At 65.7% G+C, this 20,642-nt stretch carries 20 protein-coding genes; 7 read left to right on the top strand and 13 right to left on the bottom strand.

The window, feature by feature from the left end:
- Positions 1-58: 58 nt before the first annotated feature.
- The 4 genes from DYI42_RS03800 to DYI42_RS03785 are packed head-to-tail and all read right to left on the bottom strand — an operon-like array spanning position 59 to position 3,613.
- Complete coding sequence (locus DYI42_RS03800; RefSeq protein WP_213544593.1) at positions 59-1,549, bottom strand: ArnT family glycosyltransferase; 1,491 nt, start codon at positions 1,547-1,549, stop codon at positions 59-61.
- Complete coding sequence (locus DYI42_RS03795; RefSeq protein ID WP_213544592.1) at positions 1,527-1,832, bottom strand: lipid-A-disaccharide synthase N-terminal domain-containing protein; 306 nt, start codon at positions 1,830-1,832, stop codon at positions 1,527-1,529. The genes DYI42_RS03800 and DYI42_RS03795 overlap by 23 nt, the downstream gene beginning before the upstream one ends.
- A complete protein-coding gene (locus DYI42_RS03790) occupies positions 1,825-2,559 on the bottom strand; it encodes a glycosyltransferase family 2 protein (RefSeq protein WP_213544591.1) in 735 nt (244 codons plus the stop codon). The genes DYI42_RS03795 and DYI42_RS03790 overlap by 8 nt, the downstream gene beginning before the upstream one ends.
- Before the next feature lie 4 nt (positions 2,560-2,563).
- The gene (locus DYI42_RS03785; RefSeq protein WP_213544590.1) at positions 2,564-3,613 is read right to left on the bottom strand and encodes a LacI family DNA-binding transcriptional regulator; all 1,050 of its coding nucleotides are present in this window, start codon (positions 3,611-3,613) and stop codon (positions 2,564-2,566) included.
- Positions 3,614-3,980: 367 nt separating this feature from the next.
- On the opposite strand from DYI42_RS03785, the gene DYI42_RS03780 reads away from it, so the two are divergent.
- Positions 3,981-4,319, top strand: a complete 339-nt coding sequence (locus DYI42_RS03780; RefSeq protein WP_213544589.1) for a hypothetical protein — start codon at positions 3,981-3,983, stop codon at positions 4,317-4,319.
- A gap of 12 nt (positions 4,320-4,331) precedes the next feature.
- On the opposite strand, the gene DYI42_RS03775 is transcribed toward DYI42_RS03780, so the two are convergent.
- The 6 genes from DYI42_RS03775 to DYI42_RS03750 form a co-directional block, all read right to left on the bottom strand.
- Complete coding sequence (locus tag DYI42_RS03775; protein ID WP_213544588.1) at positions 4,332-5,060, bottom strand: peptidase; 729 nt, start codon at positions 5,058-5,060, stop codon at positions 4,332-4,334.
- A gap of 9 nt (positions 5,061-5,069) precedes the next feature.
- Entirely contained in the window at positions 5,070-5,867 is a 798-nt protein-coding gene (locus tag DYI42_RS03770) for a transglutaminase family protein (RefSeq protein WP_213544587.1), read from the bottom strand.
- Between the two features lie 9 nt (positions 5,868-5,876).
- Positions 5,877-6,818, bottom strand: coding sequence for an alpha-E domain-containing protein (locus tag DYI42_RS03765; RefSeq protein WP_213544586.1), 942 nt, complete (start codon positions 6,816-6,818; stop codon positions 5,877-5,879).
- A gap of 3 nt (positions 6,819-6,821) precedes the next feature.
- The gene (locus DYI42_RS03760; protein ID WP_213544585.1) at positions 6,822-8,240 is read right to left on the bottom strand and encodes a circularly permuted type 2 ATP-grasp protein; all 1,419 of its coding nucleotides are present in this window, start codon (positions 8,238-8,240) and stop codon (positions 6,822-6,824) included.
- 81 nt (positions 8,241-8,321) lie between these two features.
- A complete protein-coding gene (locus DYI42_RS03755) occupies positions 8,322-9,542 on the bottom strand; it encodes a M20 family metallo-hydrolase (RefSeq protein ID WP_213544584.1) in 1,221 nt (406 codons plus the stop codon).
- The gene (locus tag DYI42_RS03750; protein ID WP_213544583.1) at positions 9,539-10,240 is read right to left on the bottom strand and encodes a DUF1028 domain-containing protein; all 702 of its coding nucleotides are present in this window, start codon (positions 10,238-10,240) and stop codon (positions 9,539-9,541) included. Before DYI42_RS03750 ends, DYI42_RS03755 begins: the two co-directional genes overlap by 4 nt.
- A 136-nt stretch (positions 10,241-10,376) precedes the next feature.
- Between DYI42_RS03750 and DYI42_RS03745 the strand changes: the two genes are divergently transcribed.
- The 5 genes from DYI42_RS03745 to DYI42_RS03725 all read left to right on the top strand — a co-directional run bounded on the left by DYI42_RS03745 (position 10,377) and on the right by DYI42_RS03725 (position 16,904).
- Positions 10,377-11,945 carry an ABC transporter substrate-binding protein gene (locus DYI42_RS03745; protein WP_213544582.1) on the top strand — a complete coding sequence of 523 codons (1,569 nt, stop codon included), beginning with the start codon at positions 10,377-10,379 and terminating at the stop codon, positions 11,943-11,945.
- Positions 11,946-12,115: 170 nt separating this feature from the next.
- A complete protein-coding gene (locus DYI42_RS03740) occupies positions 12,116-13,063 on the top strand; it encodes an ABC transporter permease (RefSeq protein WP_213544581.1) in 948 nt (315 codons plus the stop codon).
- 211 nt (positions 13,064-13,274) lie between these two features.
- Positions 13,275-15,158, top strand: a complete 1,884-nt coding sequence (locus DYI42_RS03735) for a dipeptide/oligopeptide/nickel ABC transporter permease/ATP-binding protein (protein ID WP_213544580.1) — start codon at positions 13,275-13,277, stop codon at positions 15,156-15,158.
- Positions 15,155-16,171, top strand: a complete 1,017-nt coding sequence (locus tag DYI42_RS03730) for an ABC transporter ATP-binding protein (protein ID WP_213544579.1) — start codon at positions 15,155-15,157, stop codon at positions 16,169-16,171. The genes DYI42_RS03735 and DYI42_RS03730 overlap by 4 nt, the downstream gene beginning before the upstream one ends.
- Positions 16,140-16,904: a FadR/GntR family transcriptional regulator gene (locus DYI42_RS03725; protein ID WP_440870621.1), complete on the top strand. Its 765-nt coding sequence runs from the start codon at positions 16,140-16,142 to the stop codon at positions 16,902-16,904. Before DYI42_RS03730 ends, DYI42_RS03725 begins: the two co-directional genes overlap by 32 nt.
- Before the next feature lie 193 nt (positions 16,905-17,097).
- Here DYI42_RS03725 and DYI42_RS03720 read toward each other — a convergent pair whose 3' ends face one another.
- The 3 genes from DYI42_RS03720 to DYI42_RS03710 are packed head-to-tail and all read right to left on the bottom strand — an operon-like array spanning position 17,098 to position 19,731.
- Entirely contained in the window at positions 17,098-17,865 is a 768-nt protein-coding gene (locus DYI42_RS03720) for an ABC transporter permease (RefSeq protein WP_213544577.1), read from the bottom strand.
- Complete coding sequence (locus DYI42_RS03715; RefSeq protein ID WP_213544576.1) at positions 17,862-18,656, bottom strand: ABC transporter ATP-binding protein; 795 nt, start codon at positions 18,654-18,656, stop codon at positions 17,862-17,864. Before DYI42_RS03715 ends, DYI42_RS03720 begins: the two co-directional genes overlap by 4 nt.
- A gap of 49 nt (positions 18,657-18,705) precedes the next feature.
- Complete coding sequence (locus DYI42_RS03710; RefSeq protein WP_213544575.1) at positions 18,706-19,731, bottom strand: ABC transporter substrate-binding protein; 1,026 nt, start codon at positions 19,729-19,731, stop codon at positions 18,706-18,708.
- A 309-nt stretch (positions 19,732-20,040) separates the two neighbouring features.
- Between DYI42_RS03710 and DYI42_RS03705 the strand changes: the two genes are divergently transcribed.
- Complete coding sequence (locus DYI42_RS03705; RefSeq protein ID WP_213544574.1) at positions 20,041-20,610, top strand: hypothetical protein; 570 nt, start codon at positions 20,041-20,043, stop codon at positions 20,608-20,610.
- Positions 20,611-20,642 lie beyond the last annotated feature (32 nt).

Below are 20,642 nucleotides of genomic sequence, written 5' to 3'. Positions count from 1 at the left end.
GGGCCGCCTCAAAGCCCTTCTCCCCGGGCGGACCACAAACCGACCAAATGTCGCTCATCTACATCGCCCAGCAGTCGCCCGGCACCCGCCACACCTGCTGCGGACGGCGGCGAAAGGCGCCCTCTTCAGGCGCGATGGGCGGCAGGGCCACAGCGCCCTCGCAGGCGGGCGGCACAGCGCGGCGGGTAACGTAAAGCACCTCGCCCGCGCTGCCCGGAAAGGCGTGGCTCTGCACATAATGGTTGGGTGCCCGCCCGCGCTCGGGCCGGGCATAGGCCTCCAACCCGGTGATCTTCCCGGCCACGCCCCGGCCCCGGATGCGATAGAACAGGTCGGCGAGCACGTCCCGGTCATCGGCCACCACCACGCTCAAGCCCTCCGCATCGGCGCGCGCCGCGATCTCCGCGCTCATCGCCACCCGGCCAAGATAGCGCTCCATCAGCAGCGGCCCGTCGCTTGGGCGAAGCACCGAGGCAAAAACCGTCGCCAGCACCAGCACCACCGAAAACAGCGTGCCCAACCCAAGGCTCAGGCCCATCCAGCCCGCGCCCCAGCGCCGCACCACCGGCACCGCCACCAGCACGCCCGCGAGATAGGCCGCTGCCGCCCAGTTGGCATAGGCCTTCGAAAGCAGCGCCTGCCCGCAGACCAGCAGCAGGATCGGCAGCGAGAACCAGAACAGCATCGCCACAAGCGGCACCCGGAACGGCAGGCCGCGCGCAAATCGCACCGCCTCCGCCAGCAGCGCCACCAGCAGCAGCGGCCCGAATACGATCAACTGGCTCCCGGCAAACTCGCCCAGCGACGCCCAGTTCAGCCCCGCCCGCGCACCCGGGTCGCGCACCCAATCGGCGTTGTCCATCGTGTGCTCGAAGGTCGATAGCCCGTTCTGGATGTTCCAGATGATATTGGGCGAAATCACCACCAGCAGCGCCGCCAAGGCGATCAGCGCATGACGGGGCCGCACCCGCGCCTCGGGGATGAACACCGCCGCCAGCCCCGCGCAAAGAACGTAATAGGCCCCGGCGTATTTGCTCATCATCGCCAGCCCCACGCAGAGGCCCGCCACCAGCGCCGCCGCCCCGCTGCGCTCGTTTACCACCCGCACCCAGGCCCAAAGTGCACCCGCGAGGAAAGGGAACATCACGGTATCGGTGCTGATAAGGAAGCTGCCCACCGCAACCAACGGCAGGGTGATATAGCTCGCCGCCACCAGAATCGCCGCGCGCCGCCCGAACATCTCCGCCGCCAGCCCGGCCAGAAGCAAGGCCGTGATCCCATGCAGCACCGCCGCCGGGGCCCGCAGCCAGAAGGCCGAGTCACTTCCCGCCAGTTCGGTCACGCCCCGCAGCAGCCAGCCGATCATCGGCGGCTTGGAATAGTAGCCAAAGTCCAGCTCCTGCCCCCAGAGCCAGTATTGCGCCTCGTCCACGAACACCTCGGCCTGCGCAAAGGGCAGCAGCGCGAGGCGAAACACCACAAGCGCCGCCACCACCGCAAAGGCGGGGCCGAACCAGCCAGCGCCTTCAGGCTTCGCGCTTGCTGACATGGATCAGGTAGAGATTGCGAACGTAGATAAACAGCCCCATCGCCTGCCCCAGCACGAACACCGGGTCTTTGCGATACAGCGCATAGGCCAGCAGGATCAGCCCGCCGAAGATCGAAAAATACCAGAAGGCCAGCGGCACCACCGAGCGCCGCGCCTTCTCACTGGCGATCCACTGCACCAAAAAGCGGGCGGTGAACATCAACTGCCCGCCCAACCCGATCAGCACCCACCAGAACTCCACCCATGTGGCGACATGAAGGATATTGAACAGCCATTCAGCCATCCGGAGTCACCTCTGTCGGCACTTGGGTTTTCTTCCGCTTGATGAGCCAGGCCACGCCGATCAGGTCATAAATGCCCACCAGCGCGCGCCCGAAATTGGTGTATTTGCTCTTGCCCGCCGCGCGCTCGGCGTGGGTCACGTCCACATGGGCAATCTCCCATCCATCGCGGCGCATCAGCGCCGGAAGGTAGCGATGCATGTGGTTGAAGAACGGCAAACCCAGAAAGGCGTCGCGGCGAAAGCCCTTGAGCCCGCAGCCGGTGTCCCGCGTGCCATCCTTCAGAATGCGGGCGCGCAATCCGTTGGCCAGCTTGCTCGCCCAGCGCTTGCTGGCGGTGTCCTGCCGGTCCACCCGCTGGCCTGCCACGAGGCCCAGCTTGCCGGATTCATCGGCCAGGAGCGGGCCGTAGAGGTTCGGCAGCTCCTCCGGCGGGTTCTGCCCGTCACCATCCAGCGTCACGCACACCCCGCCCCGTGCCGCGCGCACGCCCGAATGCACGGCAGCACTCTGCCCGGCGGGCTTTGGATGTTGCAGCACCCGGATGCGCGGATCGTTCTTCGCCAGCTTCACGAGTTCATCGCCGGTGCCGTCGGTCGAGCCGTCATTCACGGCCACAACCTCAAACTCAACGTCGGCGCAGGCCTCCACGATCCGCCCGATGAGCGGGGCCACGTTCTCGGCCTCGTTCATCATCGGGATCACCACCGAAACCTGGGGCGCGGCCATGGCGTCAGCCCCGCTTCAGCGTGTCGCCCAGGGCCAGCACCGGCTCCAGCTCGATCACCGTGCCGCCGCCCTCGCCCGCCAGGTCGCCGCTGGCTGTGCGCTCGGCCACGATCCGCGCCGCCGCCTCGCCGATCTCGCGGCGGCAGGCATCCATCGTGGCCAGCTTCTGCGGGAAGGCGGCCAGCATTTCAACACCGTTGAACCCCGCAAGCCCCAGCTCGCCGGGAATGTCGATGCCCGCCGTCAGGCAGTGCAGCATCCCGCCCGCGCCGATCATGTCGTTGGAATAATAGATGAAATCCAGCTCCGGCGTGCGGCTCAGCATCGTCGCCGTCATCTCCCGCCCCTTGGCCAAGCCCGAGCCGCCCGCGTAGAACTCCCTGTCGCGCACCTCAAGCCCGGCCTTCGCCAGCGCCGTGGTGAATCCCTCGAACCGCTTCCGCGCGCGGTGGTCCAGCGGCATCTTGGTGCCCGCAAAACCGATGTTCTTATAGCCCGCCCCGGCAATCGCCTCGGCCATCATCCGGCCCGCGCGGCGGTGGGAAATCCCCACCATCGAGTCGATCGGCTCGCCATCCACATCCATGATCTCCACCACCGGGCACCCGGCGTTGGCCAACATCGCCCGGGCGGCATCGGTATGCTCCAGCCCGGCCACGATCACCCCGCTCGGGCGCCACGAGAGCATCTCGTAAAGCACCTTCTCGGCGCGCTCGGGCTTGTAGTGCGTGACGCCGACGACGGGCTGCAACTCGGTGTCATCCAGCACCGCGCCCACGCCCGTCAAAACCTCGGGAAACACCATGTTGCTGAGCGAGGGGATCACCACCGCCACAAGGTTCACCCGGCTGCTGGCCAGCGCCCCCGCAATCTTGTTGGGCACGTATCCCAGCCGCTTGGCGGCCGCCAGCACCCGCTCCCGCGTGGCCTGGCTCACATCGCCCCGGTTGCGCAGCACCCGGCTCACCGTCATCTCGCTGACGCCAGAGGCTTCGGACACATCCCGCAACGTGAGCGGTCGGCGAGGAGGGGGCTTGGGGGCGTCCTGGTTCAACTCGGCGGGCCTTTCAGAGGTCTTTCCCCCTGCTTACCGCCTATTGGCCGGGTGTCCAAGCGGTTGCGATCGCGCAGCCACCGCCGCACCCAACCAACCACGTGAGCCACCCGCCTTCCACATCGGCTTGACAGCAAATCCCGCCGGTGGTTCTCTTTTGTTCGGACGGTGGCGCCACATGCCTCCGTTACACGAGACAAAAAGTCGGTGTATGCGTCTGCGTTCCCTATGAAGGCGCACCATGAGAACTGCGGGGTGGTGAGTTCGCACACCTGTCCTGTGCACGCTTTGCGCCCAATCCGGGGGTGGTCCAGAAGGGCCTTGCACGTCCGCTTCGATGAGAACTCGAAGCAATTGGACGTGAAAGATGAACTCCGCATTACAGACTATCAGAACCCGCAAATTCGCTGAACAGAAGGGCCTTTGCCACTACTGCATGCAGGCGATGTGGTCGGGCGACCCCAAGACCTTCTGCGCTCAGCACGGCATTTCCCGCCGTAAAGCAAAGCTCTTCCAATGCACGGCCGAGCACCTGCTGGCAAATCAGAATGGCGGGGTGGTCTCAGCCACGAACATCGTCGCCGCTTGCCGCTACTGCAACGCCACCCGTCACAGGGCCAAGCGGCCACTGGAACCGGAGGCATACAAGCGGAAGGTTGCGAACCGTTTGGAAGCAGGTCGGTGGAACCGGCTAAAGCAGAGGTGAGGAGCCCAACCCCTAAAGCTCGATATCCGGCAGGCTGTCGAGCGCCGCGGTCAGGGCCTCGCCCCAGCCGTTGGAGATGCGCTGGAAATCCTCGTCATTCGCCTCGATCCGGCTCTGGTATCCCAGCGTCAGGCTGCCCTCTTCGTAAAACTGCAAATCCAGCGGCAGGCCTACCGTCAGGTTGGCCTTCACCGTCGAGTCGAAACTCACCATCAGCAGCTTCACCGCCTCGGCAAAGCTCATCTCCGGGCGGTAGGCGCGCACGAGGATCGGGCGGCCATACTTGGTTTCCCCGATCTGGAAGAAGGGCGTGTCGTCCCCCGCCTCGATGAAGTTGCCCTCGGGGTAGATCAGGAACAGGCGCGGCTCGGTGCCGTCGATCTGGCCGCCGAGGATCAGCGTCGCCCCGAAGGCCGCCGCCTGCTGGCCCGCTTGCTCATGCTCGGCAATCACGTCTTTCAACACCTTGGCCACCATCCTGGCGACCTGGAACATGCTCGGCGCCTCCAGCAGCGAGGGGCTGCGCTCGCCGGGCGCCTTGGTGCGCTCTTCGAGGATCGAAACCACCGCCTGCGTGGTGGCCAGATTGCCCGCGCTCATCAGCGTGATCACCCGCTCGCCCGGCACCTCCCAAGAGTGCATCTTCTTGAAAACGCTGATGTTATCGACGCCCGCATTGGTTCGGGTGTCCGACATGAAGACGAGCCCGCGATCGAGCTTCATTCCCACGCAATAGGTCATTTCGCTGCCTTACTGTTGCGCAACCTCTATGGCGACCGAGAGAGATTCCTCATCGCCACCGGTTCGCGTTCCAGTTACCGGGGCAGCGCCGGCATAGTCCAGCCCTGTCGCAACGCGAACGTAGCGCGTGTCAGGCGACATGTTGTTCGACACGTCGAACCCTACCCACCCAAGGGCCTCCACATGCACCTCGGCCCAGCCGTGCATGGCATCCTGGCTCACCGTATCGTCCAGCATCAGGTAGCCCGAGACGTAGCGCGCCGGATGGCCAAGCTGCCGGGCGGCGGAAATGAACACATGGGCCTGATCCGCGCAGACGCCCTTGCCTTCCTCCAGCACCGTCTCCACCGGCCAGTCCGGCTCTGACGCGCCGGTCTGGTAGGTCACGGCCTCGCCGACGGCGGCCATCAGCGCATGAAGCTGGTCCAGCCCGTCCCGGTCGGCGACCTTGCGCGCGAGTTCGCGCAGCTTCGGGCCCGGCTTGGTCTGCGCGGTCGGCCGGTCGAACAACCAGAGCGGCGTGAGGCCCTCATGCGGGCCGATCACGCCGTTGTTCTCCTCGATCTCCACCTCGCCCTCGCTGCGGAGGATCAGCTCCGTCTCGCCGGGCGCGATGCTGATGAGCTCCACCGTGTTGCGGTGCTGGTCCTCGTACTGCAACTCCTTCTTGCCGCCCATCACCGAGGTTTCCCAGTTCAGCACGCGCTGGTTGCGGTAGGACTTGGGCAGCTTGCGCATCTGCTGCAGCCCATAGCGCACCGGCTCCGAAAAGCTGTAGCGGGTCTCGTGGGCGATCTTCAGGCGCATCTGTCGGGCCTATTCATAAAACCTGTAGTCCACCTCAATCTGGCGGCTGAGCTCGCCCAGCGCAATGAGGATGTCCTGGATGTATTCATGCAGCCCGCCATCGAAGATCTCGTCGATCGAGCGCTCCTTCATCTGCTTGCCGAGCTGCACGGCAAGGTCATGGCTGGTGGCTGTGCTGCCGTAGTCATGGGCGAGATAGCCAAGATTGTCCTGCAATTTCTTGGCACAGAAGTAGAGGCTGCGCGGCATCCGACCGTCGAGGATGAGGAACGCCGCAATGTCGCGCGGGCTCGGGTTGTGGCCATACACCATCCGAATGCCGCTCTCCCCGCTGACCGAGCGCAGGATGGTCTCCCACTGCACATTGTCGAGTTGCGAGCCCACGGCGGCGGCAGAGGGCAGCAGCACATAGTATTTCACGTCAAGGATGCGCCCGGTGTTGTCGGCCCGCTCCAGAAATGTGCCGATCCGGGCGAAATCATAAATGTCGTTGCGCAGCAACGTGCCATGGGTGGCACCGCGCACAAGGGCGGTGCGCTGGCGGATCAGGCCCAGCACATGAGGCAGATCGCGCTCGTTGACCTTGCGTTTCAGCGCATCGCGCAGCCGCATCCAGCAGCCGTTCATCGCCTCCCACACCTCGTGGGTCAGCGCCGTGCGCACCTGCCGGGCATTGTTGCGCGCCGCGGTCACCGCACTCATCACCGACGAGGGGTTGTCCTTGTCGCGCAGCATCCAGTCGATCACGAGGTCGCTGCTCAGCTCGTCATGCTTCTCGAAATAGCCAAGGTCCACCGAGGCGGTCTGAAGCACGCTCGCCCATTCGTCGTCGTTTTCCTGGTTTCGGGTAAGCGCAATGCGCTGGCCGGTCTCCACGATACGGGTGATGTTCTCGGCCCGCTCAAGGTAGCGGTACATCCAGAACAGGCCGCCTGCAGTCTTTCCAAGCATGCCCTAGTCCTCCAGCACCCAGGTGTCCTTGGTGCCCCCGCCCTGGCTGGAGTTCACCACCAGGCTTCCCTTCTTCAGGGCCACCCGCGTGAGGCCGCCGGGGGTGATATCCACCCCGTTCGGGCTCACCAGAACGAAGGGCCGCAGGTCCACGTGGCGCGGGGCAAGGCCCGCCTTGGTCATGATCGGCACGGTCGAAAGGCTGAGCGTCGGCTGGGCGATGTAGTTGCCCGGCTTCGCCTCCAGCTTCTTGCGGAACTCGGCGATCTCTTTCTTGCTGGCGGTCGGGCCAATCAACATGCCGTAGCCGCCAGAGCCGTGCACCTCCTTGACGACAAGCTCAGGCAGGTTGTCGAGCACGTATTTCAGGCTTTCCGGGTCGTTGCAGCGCCATGTCGGCACGTTCTGCAAAATCGCCTTTTCGCCGGTGTAGAACTCCACGATCTCGGGCATGTAGCTGTAGATCGCCTTGTCGTCGGCAATGCCGGTGCCCGGCGCATTGGCGATGGCGATGTTGCCCGCCCGATAAACATCCATGATTCCCGGCACGCCCAGCGCGCTCTCGGGGTTGAAGGTGAGCGGGTCGATGAAATCATCGTCGATCCGCCGGTAGATCACGTCGATCGGCTTGTAGCCCTGGGTCGTGCGCATCGCCACGCGCCCATCCACAACCCTCAGATCGGAGCCTTCCACCAGCTCCACGCCCATCTGATCGGCGAGGAAGGCATGCTCGAAATAGGCCGAGTTGTAGCTGCCCGGCGTCAGCACGGCCACGGTCGGCGTGCCCTCGGCACTGGCCGGGGCGCAGGCCGAAAGCGAGCGCAGGAGGCTGCGCGGATATTGGCTCACCGGCTGCACCTTCGTCTGGCTGAACAGCTCGGGGAACATCTTGTACATCGTCTCGCGGTTTTCGAGCATGTAGCTCACACCGCTCGGCGTGCGGGCGTTGTCCTCCAGCACGTAGAAGTCGTCGTCGCCCGTGCGCACAAGATCGATGCCCACGATATGGGTATAAACCCCGCCCGGCGGGGTGACGCCCACCATCTCCGGCAGGTAGGCATCGTTGTTCTTGATCATCTCCGCCGGCAGCCGGCCCGCCCGCACGATCTCCTGGCGGTGGTAGATGTCATGCAGGAAGGCGTTGATCGCGCGCACCCGCTGCTCGATCCCCTTCGTGAGCTTCTTCCACTCCGCCCCGCTGATGATCCGCGGAACGATATCGAAGGGAATAAGCCGCTCCTCGGCGGCGGCCTGACCATAGACGTTGAAGGTGATTCCGGTGAGCCTGAAAACCTCTTCGGCCTCACGTTGCTTGGCCCTCAGCCGCGCCGGGTCTTCGCCTTCAAACCATTGTCCAAATTGGGAGTAGGGCGCACGCAGCGCGTCTTCCGTCCCCCACATCTCGTCATATGTTTTTGTCATTGGTTCGATTATCCACGTCATGGCCCGCTTTACAAAGCGAAATGACAAATCAGGCCTTATCGCGCGGAAATTGCCCGATTTTTAAGCGTCGCCAAACCGTCTCAACATCTCCGCAATCGCCCGAACGGCCGCGCCAAGGTCGGCGGGCGCCGCATGCTCATCGGGCCGGTGACTCACCCCGTCCCGGCACCGGATGAAGAGCATCGAGATCGGGCAGAGACCGGCCATGGCGCTAGCGTCGTGGGTCGCGCCCGAGGTCAGCTCCAGCCCCTTGCCGCCTCCCTTTTGCACCGCCTGCACCAGCCCGGCCCGCAACGCCGGGTCGCAGGGGGCAGCTGGCTGCGCATAGGTGCGGCTGGCCTCCAGCTCCAGGCCCAACTCATCGGCCACGCGCCGCGCAAAGGCCTGAATCGCCGCGCCCGCCGCATCGCGGGCCATGTCGTCCTCACTGCGCAGTTCCACCGGCATCCGCACCTCGCCCGGCACCGCGTTCACCGCGCCCGGGCGCACATCCACCTGCCCCACGGTCGCCCGCAGCCCCGGCGTCGCCCGCGCCAGCCGGTCGACCTCGGCAATCACCCGCGCCGCGCCCACCAGCGCATCCTTGCGGGCCTCCATCGGCACCGTCCCGGCATGGCCGGTCTCCCCGGTGAACGTCAGCGCATGGCGCTCGATTCCGCAGATGCCCGTCACCACACCCAGCGCCTCGCCCTCGGCCTCCAGCACCGGCCCCTGCTCGATATGCGCTTCCAGATAGCCGAGCGCCTGCGCCCGGTCCCGCGCCACCTGCGGAATCGCTTCCGGGTCGCAGCCAAAGCCCTCCAGCGCCGCCCGCAGGCTCACGCCGTCCCGGTCCACCATGTCGAGCACCGCCATATCCACCGTGCCCGCCACGGCCCGGCTGCCGACTAGGGCTGTCGGAAAGCGCACACCTTCCTCATCGGCAAATGCCATGACCTCCACCGCGAAGGGCAGCACCACGCCCTCCTCCGCCAGCAACTGCATCGCCATCACCGGCAGCACCACGCCCGCGATCCCGTCAAACGCCCCGCCCTGCGGCACCGAATCCTGATGGCTGCCCATGTAGAAGGTGCCCGCGCCGCCGCCCTCGGCCCGGCCCACCAGCGTGGCAGCAGCATCCAGATGCACCTCCAGCCCCGCGCCCTCCATCATCACCGTGAGGTACTCCACCGCCGCGCGATGCTCGGGCCCATAGGGCAGCCGCGTGACCCCCGCACCGGGGGCCGAAAACCCCGCCAGCGCGTCCAAATGCGCCGCGGCCAAGGCGCCCCAATCGGTCATTCCTCCGGCTCCGGCACCAGCGTGCCCGTCAGTTCCGGGTCCAGCACCCGGTGGGGCGCCTCCAGCGTCGGCACCTGCCGCGCCCAGTCGCCATAGTCACCGGTGGTGGCGCGCTCCAGCAAGTCGCCCAGCGTCTCCAGCGGCTGCTCCGAATAATCCACGCGCAGCGTCAACGGGGCCGCATCGGGCCGCAGCACCAACAGCGCCGCCGAGAGCAGCCCACGCTTGTCACTCCCCTCCCGCGCGGCGGCCCAGAGCGCGGCCAGCAACCGCTCGGGCAAGGCACCCTCAGCGCCGAGGTAGGCCTGCGCCATCGCCTCCGGCGCTTCCGCGCTGCCCAGCATGTTGCCCGCGGCCACGCCCCCTTCAAAAACATGGGCCGCCGTGCGCGCCGTGTTGCGCGCGCCGGTAAAGCAGGCCCCCTCGCCCGCCATGCTCAGCGCCGAAAGCTGCCGCCAGTCGCGCCCCGGATCGGGCGCCACCACCGCATCCAGCGCCGCCGCCGCACCAAGGCCAGCACCCATCCGCTCCAGCACCTCCTCGCCCCATAGCGTCGAGGGAGAGGCGCCCTGGCTCGCGCTCATCCCCGCGCCCCAGCGTCCACGCAGCACCCAGCCGCCCACACAGAGGCTCCCGGTCGCCGCCGCACCGGCAATGGCGTTTGTTTGGGCATCATGCACAAGAATCGAGAATGTCATTTTGGCGAACTGCTCCCTTGGAAGAAATTTATCATGAAAAATTGACCGGTCAAATTTATCATGATTAATTTCTCACACGAACACCCGGCCACCCGCAAGGGAATCGCCGAGATAAAAACCACAGGGAGATGCTCCAATGACCCTCTTCAACTGGACACGCCGCGCTGTCCTCGCTGCCGGAGCCGCGCTCGCGCTGGCGCCGATGGCGGCTCAGGCGCAAACGCCCGAGGGCGTGCTGATCGTCGGCCAGGTGGCCGAACCCAAGTCGCTCGACCCGGCCGCCGTGACCGCGGTGAACGACTTCCGCATCCTGGTGAACCTCTACGAGGGCCTCACCCGCTACAAGCCCGGCACGCTCGAAGTGGCCCCCGGTCTGGCCGAAAGCTGGGAGGTCTCCGACGACGGCACCGAATATACCTTCAAGCTCCGCGAAGGCGTCACCTTCCACGACGGCACGCCCTTCAATGCCGAGGCGGTCAAGTTCAACTTCGACCGGATGCTGAACGAGGATCACCCCTACCACAACACCGGCCCCTTCCCGCTGGCCTTCTTCTTCTCCTCCGTCGAGGAGACCACGGCGGTCGATGACCTGACGGTGCAGTTCAAGCTCTCCGCGCCCTACGCACCCTTCCTGAGCAACCTCGCCTACCCCACCGGCCTCATGGTCAGCCCGGCCGCCGTCGAAGCGGGCGGCGCCGACTTCGGCCGTAGCCCTGTGGGCACCGGCCCCTTCAAGTTCGTCGAGTGGCGCGCCAACGAGGCGGTGGTGATCGACAAGTATGAGGACTACTGGGGCGAGCCCGCCGGGGCGCAGGCCGTTGTCTTCCGCCCGATCGAAGACAGCAACACCCGCGTCGCCGAGATGATCGCAGGCGGCATCGACATGATGGTTGAAGTCCCGCCCACCGCGCTCTCGCAGTTCGAGGGTGACGGCTTCAACGTGGTCGAGCAAGCCGGCCCCCACGTCTGGTTCCTGATCCTGAACGCCAAGGAAGGCCCGATGGCCGACAAGAAGGTGCGTCAGGCCGTCAACTACGCCATCAACAAGGAAGCGATCGTGAACGACGTGCTCGAAGGCACCGCCGAGGTCGCCGCAGGCCCCACGCCGCCCGCCTTCGCATGGGCCTATAACGACGAGCTCTCGCCCTACCCCTACGATCCTGAAAAGGCGAAGGAACTTCTGGCCGAAGCCGGGGCCGAAGGCGCCTCGCTCACCTTCTACGTCACCGAAGGCGGTTCCGGCATGCTCGATCCGGTGGCGATGGGCACCGCGATCCAGGCCGATCTGGCCGCCGTGGGCCTCGATGTCAGCATCGAAACCTACGAGTGGAACACCTTCCTCGGCAACGTGAACCCGGGTCTGGAAGGCAAGGCCGATATGGCCGAAATGGCCTGGATGACGAACGACCCCGACACGCTGCCCTACCTCGCCCTGCGCACCGATGCCTGGCCCGAGAACGGCGGCTTCAACTCCGGCTACTACTCCAACCCCAAGGTGGACGAGCTGCTGGAATCTGCCCGCACGGCCATCGACCAGGACGAGCGCGCCGCGCTCTACAAGAAGATGCAGGCCATCGTGCAGGAAGATGCCCCCTGGGTCTTCGTCGCCAACTGGAAGCAGAACGCGGTGACGAGCGACCGGGTCGAAAACTTCACGCTGGAGCCCTCCTTCCTGCTCCAGCTTGAAAAGGTGGTGAAAAACTGACCACCGGGTGGCTCATCCCCGGCCTTCGTCCGTCTCTTCGCCCCGGCGAAGACGTCTCGAAGGACGGATGAGCCGCCCCCTGCGGCGGGCATGTCCTCCAATGCCCGCCGCATCCGCCGCGAGGACGTCTCGAAGGACGGACGAGCAGCCACGCCAGACAGGAGCCACCCATGGGCAGCTACATCCTCAAACGCCTCGTCGCCGCGATCCCTGTGCTCATCGGCGTCTCCGTCCTCGTCTTCTTCATCATGGCGATGATCCCGGGCGATCCTGCGCTGGCCATCCTCGGTGCCTACGCCACTCCCGAGAACGTTGCCAAGCTCAACGCCGACCTCGGCCTCGATAAGCCCTTGGTCCAGCGCTACTTCATCTGGCTCGGCAACATGCTCACCGGCGATTTCGGCCGCAGCTACTCGCAGAACAAGCCGGTGATCGACGAGGTGATGGGCCGCTTCGGCAACACCCTCATCCTCGCCGGGGTGGCCTTCGTGCTCTGTTCGATCCTCGGCATCCTCGCCGGCGTGGTCTCCGCCGCCCGCCAATACGGCCTCGCCGACAAGGCCATCACCTTCACCGTCCTCATCGGCATCTCCATCCCCAGCTTCTTCCTCGGCATGATCCTCATTATCCTCTTCGCCCTTAAGCTGCGAATGTTCCCGGTCTCGGGGATGTATCTCATCTACGGCGGCGGCGGGCTGGCGGACCTTGCCAACCACCTCGTCCTCCCCGCCTCCGCACTCGCCGTGGTCGCCACCGGCGTCATCGCCCGCCTCTCCCGCTCCGCCATGCTGGAGGTGCTCCGGCAGGATTATATCCGCACCGCCCGCGCCAAGGGAGTTGGCGAGCGGCGTGTGATCATGGGCCACGCGCTGAAGGCCGCCATGGTCTCGATCATCCCCGTCCTCGGCATCCAGGCCGGCTTCGTGGTCTCCGGCGCGGTTTATATCGAAATGGTCTTCGACTGGCCCGGCATCGGGCAGATGCTGGTCAACGCCATCTCCCAGCGTGACTTGCTGCTGGTGCAGGGCGGCGTGGTGGTGGTCGCCGCCTGCTACGTCCTCTTCAACATCGTGGTCGACGTCGCCCAGGCCCTGCTCGACCCACGGATCAAGACATGAGTATCGCAAGCGAAAGCCGGGCGTGCGCCGACCCGCGGGGTGGCGCTGCAACGACAGTGCGGGTGCGCTTTATGGTGCCAAGTTCATCTTCCCTCCGAGGTCATCCCCAGACCCACCCAAGCGCCGCCCCGGGGGGCGGGTCGGCGCTCGCCCGGCGCCTTCGGCTTGAATCCGGGCGTGGCACACCCGTTTCACCGGCAAGGAGCCTCGCATGACCGCCTTCCTCAAGCTCCTCTTCCGCAACCGCCTCGCCGCCATGGGGGCCGTGGTGCTCTCCATCATCCTCGTGCTGGCCATCCTCACGCCCGTCCTGCCCCTGCAGGACCCCAACATCACCAACACCGGCGACCGTTTCGCCCGCCCCTTCACCGAGGGCTACCTGCTGGGCGCCGACCACCTCGGGCGCGACCAGCTTTCGCGCCTGCTGCACGGCACCCGCACCTCGCTGATGGTCGGCGCCATCGCCGCCTTCCTCGCCGCCTTCTTCGGCTCCGCCATCGGCATCATCTCCGGCTACTTCGGCAAACGCACCGACAACATCCTGATGCGCCTGATCGACATGCTCATGGCCTTCCCCTACATCCTCCTCGCGCTCGCCATCGTCGCAGCACTTGGCACCGGTCTCATCAACGCGCTCATCGCCGTCGCGGCGGTGAACATCCCCTTCTTCGCCCGCAACATCCGCGGCATCACCGTCGGCCTCTCGCACCGCGAATTCGTCGATGCCGCGCGGCTCGCGGGCAAGGGCCACATCCGCATCATCCTCACCGAGGTGCTGCCCAACGTGCTGCCGGTCATCGTCATCGCCATGTCCACCACCGTCGGCTGGATGATCCTGGAGACGGCGGGCCTCAGCTTCCTTGGCCTCGGCTCCCAGCCGCCGGATTCCGACCTCGGCTCCATGCTCGGCCAGGCGAAAGACCACTTCACCACCCACCCGCACACCTCGATCATCCCCGGCATCATGATCTTCCTGATCGTCATGTCGGTGAACCTGCTGGGCGACGGCGTGCGCGATGCGCTCGACCCGCGCCTGCGCTCCGGCGCCCTGTCGCGCCCCCTGCCGGTCACCAATGTTGCAAAAGATCGCAACGTCCCGGCAGAAGACACCAGCGCCAACGCCGCCCTGCTCGATATTCAGGAGCTGGAAACCCAGTTCCACGTGGGCGACCGTATCTACGAGGCGGTCGGCAAGGTGTCCCTCTCGGTCAAACCGGGCGAATGTCTCGGCATCATCGGCGAGAGCGGCTCGGGCAAATCCGTCACCGCCCTCTCCGTCACCGGCCTCGTCGCCTCGCCCCCCGGCGTCATCACCGGCGGCGCGGTGCGGCTCGAGGGCGATGATCTGCTGGCCGCAAAGTACGAAAAGCTCCGCTCGGTGCGCGGCAACCGCATCGCCTACATCTTCCAGGATCCGCTCTCCACCCTGCACCCGCTCTACACCGTGGGCGACCAGCTGGTTGAGGCGATCCGCGTGCATGACAGCCGGGTGAGCAAATCCGCCGCCCGCGCCCGCGCGCTGGAGCTGATGAAGCAGGTGCGCATCCCCAACGCCGAGTCTCGCCTCGGCAACTACCCGCACGAAATGTCGGGCGGCATGCGCCAGCGCGTCGGCATCGCCATGTCGCTGGCCAACGAGCCAGACATCATCATCGCCGACGAGCCGACCACCGCGCTCGACGTCACCGTTCAGGCGCAAATCCTCGCCCTGCTGAACGATCTGCGCCGCGAGCGCGGGCTGGCGATCATCTTCATCACCCACGATTTCGGGGTGGTGGCCCAGCTCTGCGATCGGGTGGCGGTGATGTATGCCGGGCGAATCGTCGAAGAGGGGCCGACGCAGGCGGTGCTCGACGCCCCCGCTCACCCCTACACCAAGCGCCTCATCGCCTGTGTGCCCGAGCTGGGCGGCGGGCGGCGCGAGCTGGCCGCCATCCCCGGCCTGCCCCCAGTGGTCAACGACCTGCCCCCCGGCTGCCACTTCGCCGCGCGCTGCGACAAGTGCCAGCCCGAGTGCAAGGTCGGCTACATCGCGCTGGAAGGGAACGAAAAGCGCACCGTCCGCTGCATCCACCCCGAGGAGGCCCTCGCATGACCGACGCACTTGACGCCAAAGCGCCCGATCACCAAACCGCCAAGGCGCCGCCCTCCGCCGGCAAGCTCGCCCTGAAGGTCGACAACCTGTCCAAGACCTTCCCCATCGGTGGCGGCCTCTTCTCGAAGGCCAAGGCCGGGGTCCGCGCCGTTCGTCCCGTGTCCTTCGAGGTGCCCGAGGGCGAGACGCTGGGCATCGTCGGGGAGTCGGGCTGCGGCAAGTCAACCTTCGCGCGGATGCTGGTGGGCTTGCTGGAGCCCACCACTGGCCATATCGAGATCGCTGGCAAAGCGCTCGACAACGCCGACCCGGCGGCCTTCGGGCGGCTGATCCAGTACATGTTTCAGGATCCGATTTCGTCACTAAACCCGCGGAAAACCATCCGCCAGATCATGGAAGCGCCCCTGAAGCTGCTCCACGGGATGGACAAGCCGCAGCGCGATGCCCGCATCTCCGAGATCTTCGCCTCGGTGAACCTTCGCGAGGAGTTTCTGGAGCGCTACCCCCACGAGTTCTCCGGCGGCCAGGCCCAGCGCATCGGCATCGCCCGCGCCCTCGCCGCCTCTCCCGAGATCATCATTCTCGACGAGCCTGTTTCGGCTTTGGATGTCTCTGTTCAGGCCCAAGTCCTCAACCTGATGGCCCGCCTCAAGGCCGAGTTCGGCCTCACCTACCTCTTCATCAGCCACGACCTCGCCGTGGTCGAGGCGGTGTCCGACCGGATCATGGTGCTCTACTTCGGCTCGGTGGTAGAGATCGGCCGCGCCGAAAACGTCTTTTCCGCGCCCAAGCATCCCTATACCAAGCTGCTCGCAGGCTCCGCCCCGGTGGTGGGCCGCCCGCTGACCGCGCCCGAAAGCGCTGCCGCCGAGTTGCCGGATCCGCTCAACCCGCCCCCCGGCTGCCCCTTCGCGGGCCGCTGCCCCCGGGTGACAGAGGAATGCCGCAAGGAAGAGCCGCCGTTAGTGGCCATGGGAGAAGATCACTTTGCCGCCTGTTTCCACCCCCTCTGAAGCCCGCGCCAGCCGCCCCGTCCAGGTCGCTGAGGCAATCAAGACATGGGTCGTGGAGCACGGCCTGAAGGCGGGCGACCGTCTGCCCGCCGAGGCCGAGCTGATCGCGCGCTTCGGCATGGCCAAGGGCACCATCCGCGAGGCCATGCGCATCCTCGAGGCGCAAGGCCTGGTGAAAACCCGCACCGGTCCGGGCGGCGGCGTCTTCGTCCACGAAGTCAGCCGCGAGCGGGCGCGGGCACTGCTGGGCAATTACTTCTATTTCAAGGATCTCACCGTCGGTGACATCTACCAATTGCGGCAAGCGCTCGAGCCAGAGCTGGCCGCCTCCCTCGCAGGCACGCTGCCACCCGAGGTGCTGGCAGAGCTGGAAGATTGCATCAACAGCTACGCCGAGCCGTCGAAAACCATCGAGGAAGAGCGCGAGCAGCACCTGACCTCCCTGCGCTTCCACGCCATCCTCGCCGCCCAGTCGCCCAACCCTCTGCTGAGCTTCTGCATCGATTTCATGGTCGCCCTGCTGTCAGACCTCACGGTCTACCGCGAGCTCTACGCGCCGCCCAACATCGAACTCTGGCAAAAGGGCCGCACCTTCCAGAGCCGCCTCGTCGAGGCCCTGCGCGCAGGCCACGCCGGGGAGGCGCGGCAGATCATGGTCGATCACATGGCCACCGCGCGCGAGCTGATGGAGGGGCAAGAGGCGGTCATGGCCCAGAGGTTCATGGTGGGGTAGCCGACCTCCGCAAGCCCGCCCGGCGCCACTGTCATCCTCGGACTTGATCCGAGGATCTCCCGGTAACCAATCCAGAAGTCCCACCGCACGGTCCATTAGTTAATGCCCGCCATGTCATCCGACATGTGCATGGGTTGTGTATCGCCAGTGCATGGGTTGTGCCCCTCCGCTTTTCGCGGTTAACGGCACTTCCTTACCCCGGCGCACGCTCCGCCCATCCGGCAAAGATGCTCTCCAGCCAGACCACGATGTAGTAGAGCAGGATTCCGAGGGCGGCGAGGGCGATCAGCACCGCAAACATCAGCGGATAGTCCGAGTTCGTCTTGCCACTGTCGAAGAGCGCGCCGAGGCCTCTGCCATGAGGCGAGACGATCTCCATCAGGTTGGTCCCGATGAAGGCCAGCGTCACCGCCACCTTCAGCGCGCCAAAAAACTCCGGCAGCGTCTTCGGCAGCGCGATCTTCCAGAAAATCGTGCTCTGCGATGCCCCCAAAGCCCTTAGAATATCACGATATTCCGGCTCCAGTGTGCTCAGGCCGATGCTTATGCTAACCGCAATCGGGAAGAAACTGATCATAAAGGCAATCAGCACCGTGTTGAAGTCATGCGCGCCCACGAACATCAGCGCCACGATGGGCACCACCGTTGCCTTGGGAATCGCGTTGAAGCCCACCAGCAGCGGATAAAGCGCCTCTCGCATGACGCGCGAAAAGCCCATCACCATGCCGATGGCCACGCCCACAATGATCGCCAGGATCAGCCCAACAACGGTGCGCCAAAGCGTTTGCCAGCCCATCACCAGGAACAGCTCCCAGTAGCGGGTGTAGGCAGGCACCAGGTCAGACGGGGAGGCCATCTTGTAGTTCGGCCAACCCATTGCCCAAACAAGAAATTCCCAAAAGATGAGGAAGATCACCACGGCCGCAAGCGGCACCGCAATCTTGCGCAATCTCGGGCTCATGCCACCCCCTCCTCAACCGGCGCACGGCCCTGCGCCACCTCGATCTGGTGCCGCAGAATGGCCAGCATCTCCGCCGACTCCGGGGTGTAAAGCTGCTCGATGTCATGGCCCCTGTCAGGCACATCCAGCACATACTGCGTCCGCGCCGGCCGCCCCGAAAGCACCACCACCTGATCGGCCAGGTAGATGCTCTCCCGCAGGTCATGAGTGATGAGCACGCCGGTAAACGGCTCCGCCTCCTTCACCTTCTGCATGGTCTGCCACAAGTCTTCGCGGGTGAAGGCATCCAGCGCCCCGAAAGGCTCGTCCAAAATCAGCACTTCAGGCTTGTGAACAAGGGCACGGCACAGGCTGGCGCGTTGCCGCATCCCGCCCGAAAGTTCGCTCGGCCGCTTGTCCTCGAACCCTTCAAGGCCCACCAGCCCCAGCAGGTAGCGCGCCCGCTCTTCCTGCGCCTTCCGGCTCATCTTCGTCGGCACAATCTCCAGCGGCAACATCACGTTCTTCAGGATCGAGCGCCACTCCAGCAGCACCGGGTTCTGAAACGCCATGCCCACCGTCGAGCGCGGCCCTTTCACCTTCTCCCCGTGCAGCCAAACCTCGCCCTCATCAGGCTTGATCAACCCGGCGACAAGCCGGGTGAGGGTCGATTTCCCGCAGCCCGATGGCCCCACCACGGCGACAAAGCCGCCCTCGGGCACCGCCACATCCAACCCGTCAAGCACCGGCAACGGCCCGCTTGGCGTCTGGTAGGCGTGGCGCACGCCCTTGATTTCAATGAGGTTGGTCATGCAGCCGGGCCCGCAGGGTGGGCAATCCGCCCACCACCACGGTCCCTTGTCACTTCAGCGCAAACCCACCCTCGGGCAGAAACTCTTCGGTGAAATAGAGCGACACATCGGGCGCGTTCACGAACTCATAGGTGCTCTTGATCTGCTCCACCGAGCTGGCCAGCCGGTCTTCGTCGATGGTGCCAAAGCCGCTTTCCATCGCGTAGTCGGTCGCCACGTTGGCGTCGATCGAAAGCTGCAACCGGCGCTGTTCCAGCTCGGCATCGGCCGCCGGGTTGCGCTCCATCAGGCTTGCGGTCGCGGCTGCCGGATCTGCAATCGCGTCTTTCCAGCCCGCGGCGATGGCGGCGAGGAAGCCCTTCAGCGCGTCGCCGTTTTCGGCGGCCCAATCGGTGTTGACGATGATGGCATTCCCGTAAAGGTCCACCCCGTAATCAGCCATTAGGATTGTCGAGATATCCTCCTCTTCGATCCCGAGCCGCACGAGGTTCAGGTAGGAGCTGAACGAGAAGCCGGTGATCGCGGCCACGTTGCCCTCGGCCAGCATCGGCTCGCGGGTCGGAAAGCCCACGGGCTCCACCGTGATCGCGGCCATGTCGAGCCCGTTCTCGGCGGCAAAGATCGGGAACTGCGCCCAGGCACCATCGGGCGGCGGCGCGCCTAGCACCTTGCCTTCGAGGTCTTTCGGGGCCTCCACGCCGAGCGATTTGCGCCCGATCACCGCGAAGGGCGGCTTGTCGTAGATCATCATCACTGCCGTCACCGGGGCGCCGGGGTTCTGGTCGAGAAACTTGATGAGGCTGTTGATATCGGCAAAGCCCACCGGAAAGGCACCGGTGGCCACCTTCGGGATCGCGTCCAGCGAGCCGGAGCCAGCGGTGATTTCGACCGTCAGGCCGTTTTCCGCGAAGTGGCCATTGTCGATGGCGGCAAAATAGGGGGCCGAGGGGCCTTCGAACTTCCAGTCGAGCGCGAAGGGCAGCGCCATGGCGTGGCTCTCTGCGCGGGCGGTGTCGGTGGCGGTCAGCGCGGCGGCCACGAGGGCCCCGGCGCCGAGAAGGGAACGAATGAACACGGGCGATAGCCTCCGTTTCAGGTGTTGAGCGGGCCGACATAGGCACGGCGCGCCGCTGGGGAGAACGCCCGCCGCGCCCCAGCCAACACGCGGGAGTTGTCCGCCTAAAGTTTGGGCGGTTTCTGAGAGCTACGCCGAAGAAAGCGGCGCACGGTCATGCAGGGGCTCGGTAACAATTTTAGCAAAATGCCGCCCCGGGCCGGTCCGCCCTCAACCGGGTCTTAACGAACTCGCCCTAGCCTCCGCGCCCATGGCGGAGCCACGGCTGCCGCTTTTCTGGATTGAGCAGACGACCACATCGGAGACCCCATGATAAAGCACACCCTTTTCGCCGCCGCCCTCGCGGCGCTCGCCCTTCCCGCCAGCGCGCAGGATTACCAGGCCGCAATGACAGATTATCTCTCGGCCAGCATCGCCAACTGGGCGTCGGATGAGGTGATCGTGGCCGCCATCATGGCCGCCAACGCCGAGCGCGCCGGTCTGACCCAGGCCGATATCGACGCGATGGACAAGGCCTGGCGCGCCGAGGCCGGGGGCGGGTCCGGCCCTACCATCGACCCGGTGATGCAGAACGCCGCGGCCGAGTTCCTGCGCAAGCAGGCCGCGGCCTCGGGCGGGCTGATCTCGGAGGCCTTCGTGACCGACAGCCACGGCCTCAACGTCGCCGCCTCCGATGTCACCAGCGACATGTGGCAAGGCGACGAAGAAAAGCACAGCAAGACCTACTCCGTCGGCCCCGACGCCACCTTCGTCAGCGAAATCGAGTTCGACGAAAGCTCGCAAACCTACCAGGGCCAGGTCTCCATGACGATCGTTGATCCGGCCACGGGCGCGCCCATCGGGGCGATCACCGTGGGGCTCGACGTGGAGTCGCTCTGAGCGCTCTTCCACCCCCTGACCCGGAGCGATTC

It is taken from the genome of Vannielia litorea (assembly GCF_018424695.1).
Lineage (GTDB): Bacteria > Pseudomonadota > Alphaproteobacteria > Rhodobacterales > Rhodobacteraceae > Vannielia > Vannielia litorea_A.
The sequence above is the reverse complement of the archived record's forward strand: the minus strand, read 5'-3'. Positions and strand labels throughout refer to the sequence as shown.